The 6,356-nt window shown below is 69.9% G+C and carries 6 protein-coding genes and 1 pseudogene; 4 read left to right on the forward strand and 3 right to left on the reverse strand.

Going from position 1 to position 6,356, the window contains the following annotated elements:
• Positions 1-13 precede the first annotated feature (13 nt).
• Positions 14-385, forward strand: a complete 372-nt coding sequence (locus ACXC9Q_RS28250) for a hypothetical protein (protein ID WP_457059659.1) — start codon at positions 14-16, stop codon at positions 383-385.
• 2 nt (positions 386-387) lie between these two features.
• Here ACXC9Q_RS28250 and ACXC9Q_RS28255 read toward each other — a convergent pair whose 3' ends face one another.
• A complete protein-coding gene (locus ACXC9Q_RS28255) occupies positions 388-747 on the reverse strand; it encodes a metalloregulator ArsR/SmtB family transcription factor (RefSeq protein WP_457059660.1) in 360 nt (119 codons plus the stop codon).
• 140 nt (positions 748-887) lie between these two features.
• Here ACXC9Q_RS28255 and ACXC9Q_RS28260 point away from each other — a divergent pair, with 140 nt between their 5' ends.
• Together ACXC9Q_RS28260 and ACXC9Q_RS28265 are read left to right on the forward strand one after the other, a co-directional pair.
• Positions 888-1,928, forward strand: coding sequence for an LLM class flavin-dependent oxidoreductase (locus ACXC9Q_RS28260; protein ID WP_457059661.1), 1,041 nt, complete (start codon positions 888-890; stop codon positions 1,926-1,928).
• Positions 1,880-2,611, forward strand: a pseudogene (locus tag ACXC9Q_RS28265) (NADPH-dependent F420 reductase); the annotation flags it as partial. The gene ACXC9Q_RS28260 and the pseudogene ACXC9Q_RS28265, both read left to right, overlap by 49 nt.
• A gap of 41 nt (positions 2,612-2,652) precedes the next feature.
• Here the strand turns inward: ACXC9Q_RS28265 and ACXC9Q_RS28270 are convergent.
• Complete coding sequence (locus ACXC9Q_RS28270) at positions 2,653-3,564, reverse strand: EamA family transporter (protein WP_457059662.1); 912 nt, start codon at positions 3,562-3,564, stop codon at positions 2,653-2,655.
• An 82-nt stretch (positions 3,565-3,646) separates the two neighbouring features.
• Between ACXC9Q_RS28270 and ACXC9Q_RS28275 the strand changes: the two genes are divergently transcribed.
• Positions 3,647-4,633, forward strand: coding sequence for a LysR family transcriptional regulator (locus tag ACXC9Q_RS28275; RefSeq protein WP_457059663.1), 987 nt, complete (start codon positions 3,647-3,649; stop codon positions 4,631-4,633).
• On the opposite strand, the gene ACXC9Q_RS28280 is transcribed toward ACXC9Q_RS28275, so the two are convergent.
• Positions 4,532-6,262 (reverse strand): L-aspartate oxidase, encoded by a 1,731-nt coding sequence (locus ACXC9Q_RS28280; RefSeq protein WP_457059664.1) that lies wholly within the window; start codon positions 6,260-6,262, stop codon positions 4,532-4,534. The genes ACXC9Q_RS28275 and ACXC9Q_RS28280 overlap by 102 nt on opposite strands.
• Positions 6,263-6,356: the final 94 nt, after the last annotated feature.

A 6,356-nucleotide genomic window follows, 5' to 3' on the forward strand; every position in this document is an offset into this window, starting at 1 on the left:
TGTTGGAGGAGATGTGAGCTTCCGACCGAGGCGGGCAGACGAGGCGGTCGTCCGACGGTTCGCGACGGCCTGCGGCGCGGGCAACATCGGTGCGATCCGGAGCCTGCTCGCAGCGGAGGCAGTCGTAGTGAGCGACGGCGGCGGGCAGGTCACGGCCGCGCTGAGCCCGGTGCGGGGCGCCGATGCGGTCGCTCACTGCATCACCGAGTTGCTGAGTGCTGAGCCTGGTACGGCGCTGAGCGTCGAAGCGGTCAACGGCCAGGCCGGCGTCGTACTGCGCAGGGCCGGGCAGGTCGTGGCCGTGGTGAGTCTGAGTGTCACGGGTCCGAAGGTCGCGGCGGTCTGGATCGTGCTGAACCCGGACAAGCTCCGGCACTGGGTGTGAGGTCAGCTGTCGAGGTGGGTGCGTAGCGCGTCGAGGTTGCTGTCCCAGTCGCGGGCCATCGCGGCGAGGAACTGCTGGGCGACCTGCATCGGCGCCGAGCGGAGGCGATAGCGGACGCGGCGGCGCTCGCCGTGTTCGGCTGTCACCAGACCGGCCTCGGACAGCAGGGTGAGATGCTTCGCGATCGCCTGGCGGGTGATCGGCAGCCGCTCGGCCAGATCGGTGGCCGTGGCCGGGCCGCCGGCGGCGAGCGCCGCCAGGATGTTGCGCCGGCTCGGATCGGCGAGGGCGACGAAGACGTGTTCCGCGATCGCCTCGGCCTCGGGCGCGACCAGGCGCTCGGTGCGATCGGGAAAGCCCACGGGTCCTCCGGTGGTGACGAGCATTGCAACCATGTGGTTGCTTCAGACTATAGCCTCCCTGGTCCGGGAATGCAGCCCGGGTCTCGCCGTGTTGACATGTCAACCTAGTATTTGATGTGGCGAACAGATGGGAGCAGGACATGGCCGACCTCGTGTTCGGACTCGACACCTTCGGGGACATCCCGGAAGGTGACGACGGCGCACCGGTCACGGACGCGGCGGCGATCCGGCAGGTGGTCAAGGAGGCGGTCCTCGCCGACGACCTTGGCGTCGACGCGATCGCGCTCGGCGAGCACCACCGGCCGGAGTACTCGATCTCCACGCCGGAGACCGTGCTGGCCGGGATCGCGTCGCTGACCCAGCGGATCAAGCTCGGGTCGGGCGTGACGGTGCTGAGTTCGGACGATCCGGTCCGGGTGTTCCAGCGCTTCTCGACCGTGGACGCGCTGTCGAACGGGCGGGCCGAGGTCATCCTCGGGCGCGGCTCGTTCACCGAGTCCTTCCCGCTGTTCGGCTACGACCTGGCCGACTACGACGTCCTCTTCGAGGAGAAGTTGCAGCTCTTCAGCCGGCTGCTCGACGAGAAGCCGGTCACCTGGGAGGGCACGACCCGGGCCGCTCTCGACAACGCCGACGTCTATCCCAAGACCGAGTCCGGTCACCTGAAGACGTGGGTCGGGGTCGGCGGATCACCGCAGTCCGTCGTGCGTACGGCGTACTACGGGCTGCCGCTGATGCTCGCGATCATCGGTGGTGCGCCGGACCGGTTCGCGCCGTACCTGGATCTGTACCGGAAGGCGGCCGAGCAGTTCGGGACGACCGCGCAGGAGATCGGGATGCACTCGCCGGGCTTCATCGCCGACACCGATGATGAGGCTCGCGAGGTGTTCTACCCGCGGTACAAGGTGATGCGGGACCGGATCGGGGCGCTGCGTGGCTGGCCGCCGATCCGCCGGGAGGAGTTCGACTCGGAGGTCGAGCACGGCTCGATGTACGTCGGTTCGCCGGAGACCGTGGCACGCCGGATCGCCGCGGCGGTCCAGAGTCTCGGGGTGGGTCGGTTCGACCTGATCTACTCCGCCGGACCGGTGCCGGTCAGCGCTCGGCTGAAGACGGTCGAGTTGTACGGCGCGAAGGTGATCCCGATGGTCCGCGAGATTCTGGCCGAACAGGAGAACTGATGACGATCGCCATCCTTGGCGCCGGGAAGGTCGGCACCGTGCTCGCGCGGCTCGCGGTCGCGGCCGGCTACCGGGTGCTGATCGCGGGGTCCGGCGAGGTGTCGAAGATCGCGCTGATCGTCGAGATCGTGACGCCCGGCGCGATCGCGACCACCGCGGCCGAGGCGGTCGCGGAAGCCGATGTGGTGATCCTGGCGCTGCCGCTCGGGAAGTACCGCACGATCCCGGCCGGGGCCTTGCGCGGGAAGCTCGTGATCGACGCGATGAATTACTGGTGGGAGGTCGACGGCATCCGCGACGACCTGACCGACCCCCGGACGTCGTCCAGCGAACTCGTCCAGGACTTCCTGCCCGAGTCGCGCGTGGTCAAAGCCTTCAACCACATGGGCTACCACGACCTGGAGGAAGGTGCCCGCCCCTCCGGATCGCCCTACCGCAAGGCGATCGCGATCGCCGGTGAGCCCGCTGACGCGGCCGAGGTCGCGACGATCGTCGACGCCCTCGGCTTCGACCCAGTCAACGCCGGCCCGCTCGCGGAAGGCGTCCGCCTGGAGCCCCACACCGACATGTTCGGCGCCAACGTCGGAGCCGCCGAAGTCCGCACCCTGCTGGAGCGCTTCCCGGACTCCCCGCGCGGCAAGGCCGTCGCGGAGGCCCGCACCACCGCCGAAACCGCAGCCTAGCCCGGCCCCCCGCCCGCCCGGCCGAGTTGACCCCTCAAATGTCAGCCGATCGAGGTGTGGTCCAGGTCTGGGGTGCTGTCGACTACGCCGGCTGGCTCATCCGTCTGCGGAGCGGCTGCGCGTCGGCTGTGGGCTCGCTCGGCGCCCATGCCGGCGGCGACGACGCAGGCGATGCCGACGGCTTGCAGGAGGCCGGGAGACTGGCTGAGGAAGATCCAGCCGATGAGCAGGGCGAGGGCTGGTTCGAGGCTCATCAGGGTGCCGAAGACCCCGGCGTCGAGGCGGCGCAGGGCGAGGTACTCGAGGGTGAACGGCACCACCGGCAGCAGCAGCGCCAGGCCGAACCCGATGGCGACGAGTTGCCAGGTCATCACCGGGATCGTGCTCGGACCGGCGACGATGGTCGCGACGACAGCGGCGACCGGAATGGACACGCCCATGCCCTGCAGTCCGGTGACGTTGTCGCCGACATGCTGGGTGAGCAGGATGTACGCCGCCCAGCAGGCGGCCGCGCCGAGTGCGAACAGGACGCCGAGGCCGTCGACCGAACCGTGCCACGGCTGGGTCAGCAGCATGACTCCGACAAAGGCCAGCGCGGGCCAGATGAGCCGGCCGCGACTGCGCAGTACGGCGACGGTCAGCGGGCCGAGGAACTCCAGCGCACTCGCAGTGCCAAGCGGAAGCCGCGCAACCGCGGCCATGAACAGCAGCGTCACGCCCCCGGTCGCGACACCGAGACCAACCGCAGCCAGGAACGAGCTGCGGTCGAACGAGCTGGGGCGAGGGCGGAACAGCACGAGCACGATCAGCGCCGCGCACGCCAGGCGCAACCACGCGGCCCCCTCGGGACCGACCCGGTCGAAGAGGCTGACGGAGGTGGCGAGACCGAGCTGGACCATCGTCATCGACAAGACGGCGAAGGCCACTCCGGTGCGGCTGTCACGCGTGCTCATGAATCCAGTGAAGCTCGCGAATCCGTTCGCGTCCACGTGATTATCGTGGACAGATCGTTCGGGATTGCTGAACAATAACAGCATGGATGTACGCCGCCTCGAGCTGTTGCTGGCCCTGTCACGCCAGGGGTCGATGCATGCGGTCTCCGAGACCCTCGGCGTGACCACCTCGACCGTCTCGCAGCAGATCGCCGCACTGGCCAAGGAGGTCGGTACGCCGCTGCTCGAGCCCGACGGCCGCCGGGTCCGGCTCACCCCGGCCGGTCGCCGGCTCGCCGCTCACGCCGTAGAGATCCTGGCCGCGCACGAGGCGGCGCGGGCCGATCTCGACCCGTCGGCCGAGCCGGCCGGGACAGTCCGCATCGCCGCGTTCCACACCGTCATCCGGGACACCCTGTTGCCCGTCGTCCACCGGTTGGCCGCCGGTCACCCGGCGGTGCGGCTGGAGATCCAGGAGCAGGAGCCCGTCGAGGCGCGGGCCATGCTCGAGCGGGACCAGGTCGACCTGGTGGTGAGCTACGACTACAACCTGGCCCCAGCGTCGCACGACCCCGCGTTGGTGGTGACCCCGCTGTGGGAGCGCAGTTGGAGCCTCGCGGTCCCTACGCGGTCCCGGCGTACGACGGGTCCGGCGGCCGACGTGGTCGCGGCGTTCGCCGACAGCGACTGGATCGTCAACTCCCGCGACAGCGGAGACGAGCAGGTCGTCCGCACGCTCGCCGCCCTGGCCGGCTTCGAACCACGCATCACCCACCGTGCCGACAGCCTCAGCTTGGTCCAGGAGATGATCACCGCCGGCCTGGGCGTCGCCCTGCTGTTCGCCGACTACCCGAAAACCACCGGCATCTCCCTGCGCCGCCTCCGCGACCCCGAACCCTGCATGCGAGCCCACGCCCTGACCCGCCGCGGCCGCGACGCCTGGCCCCCACTCGCGCTGCTCCTCACCCTCTTAACAGCTCGAGGCCCGTCACTCGACCAGTTTGCCGTCGGAGGAGACGTGGCGCATCAGGGTGCGGAACTCGTCGGGGATCGGTGGGATCTGCTCGTGCTCGATCGATCCGGGGCCTGACCAGACGAGGTTGACCTGGAGGGATTCGTCGAGGTCGGGGTAGTCGGAGCGGTTGTGGCAGCCGCGGGATTCGCGGCGTTCGAGGGCTGCGTCGAGGGTGGCGCGGGCGGCCATGGCGGAGGCCTTCAGGTCGAACGCGTGGGCCAGGTCCTGGAAGCCGGCGATGTCGGGATGGACGCCCATCCGGGTCATCCGATCCTCGATGTCAGCGAGCTCCGACAGTCCTGCCAGCAGCCCGGTCTCATCGCGTACGACGCCGGCCCGGGCGGTCATCGTGTCGCGGAGCGCCCGTTGCAGGGCGCGGACGTTCTCCGGGCCGTCGCTCGCCAGGAGGGCATCGACTTCCGCGCGTGCCTCGGCGACGGCCTCCGCGGATCGCTGCTGGGATTGCCGGCCGATCGAGTACTTCGCCGCCTCCTCGGCCACGATCCGGCCGAAGACCAGGAGCTCGATCAGTGAGTTGCCGCCCAGCCGGTTCGCTCCGTGCAGGCCACTCGCCGCCTCGCCGATCGCGTACAGCCCGTCGATGCCCGTGCCGTGGTCCTCCGGCCGGACCCACACCCCGCCCATCGAGTAGTGCGCGGTCGGCGCGATCTCGATCGGCTGCTTGGTGATGTCGAGCATCTGAAGCTCGAGCAGGGTCTGATAGACGCGGGGGAGCCGGCGCATGATCGTCTCGCGCGGGAGGTGTGACACGTCGAGCCAGACCCCGCCGTTCGGCGTACCGCGGCCTTCCTTGATCTCCGTGTACTCGGCGAGCGCGACCCGGTCCCGGGTGGACAGTTCCATCCGCTCGGCGTCGTACCGCGTCATGAACCGCTCGCCCAGGGCGTTGCGGAGCTGGCCGCCTTCGCCGCGGGCGGCTTCGGAGACCAGCGTGCCGGCGGCGTTCTCGGGCTCGATCAGGCCGGACGGGTGGAACTGGACGAGCTCGGGGTCGCGGATCCGGCCGCCGGCCAGGACGGCGAGGCGGAACGAGTCACCCGTGTTCTCGTCCCGGCGAGACGACGTACGGCGCCAGATCCGGGTGTGACCGCCCGCGGCGAGGATGACCGCGTCGGCGTGGATGACGTAGCGCCGCCCGGTGGTCAGGTCGAACCCGTACGCGCCGAACACAGCGTTGTCCCGGACGAGAATCCGCGTGACGTAGACCGTGTCGAGGATCGGGACGCCGAGCTGGACGGCGCGGTTGATCAGCGTGCGCTGGATCTCCAGGCCGGTGTAGTCGCCGGCGAACGCGGTCCGGCGGTAGGTGTGTGCGCCGAAGAAGCGCTGCGAGATCCGCCCGTCCGCCTCGCGGGCGAACGGCATGCCGTAGCTCTCCAGGTCGGCGATGCCCCGGGCCGCGCCCTCGGTGACGATCCGGACCGTGACCGGGTTCGCCAGCAGGTAGCTCTCCTGCAGTGTGTCGGCGGCGTGCTGCTGCCAGGTGTCCTCCGGGTCCATCGTGGCGAGCGCCGCGTTGATCCCGCCGGCTGCCAGCGAGGTGTGCGCGTCCGAGCGTGGCCGCTTGCCGAGTGCAAGGACTTCGACGCCCTGCTCGGCCAGCTCGATCGCGGCCCGGAGCCCGCCGCCACCGGTGCCGATCACCAGGACGGAGGTGGCGATCTGCTGTTCGGCGATACTCATCTGATCTCCCTTGTCGGCTCGCGGCGTACTCACAGTGAGGATGATGGGTGTGGTCCCCCGCAGTGGTCGTCCTGACTCGACCACTCACTGACTT

The organism is Kribbella sp. CWNU-51, from assembly GCF_054073265.1.

Bases quoted from the DNA above. Each gene is read 5' to 3' on its own strand.
- ACXC9Q_RS28260 (WP_457059661.1), top strand. From the start codon at position 888: ATGGCCGACCTCGTGTTCGGACTCGACACCTTCGGGGACATCCCGGAA.
- ACXC9Q_RS28275 (WP_457059663.1), top strand. From the start codon at position 3,647: ATGGATGTACGCCGCCTCGAGCTGTTGCTGGCCCTGTCACGCCAGGGG.
- ACXC9Q_RS28280 (WP_457059664.1), bottom strand. From the start codon at position 6,262: ATGAGTATCGCCGAACAGCAGATCGCCACCTCCGTCCTGGTGATCGGC.
- ACXC9Q_RS28270 (WP_457059662.1), bottom strand. From the start codon at position 3,564: ATGAGCACGCGTGACAGCCGCACCGGAGTGGCCTTCGCCGTCTTGTCG.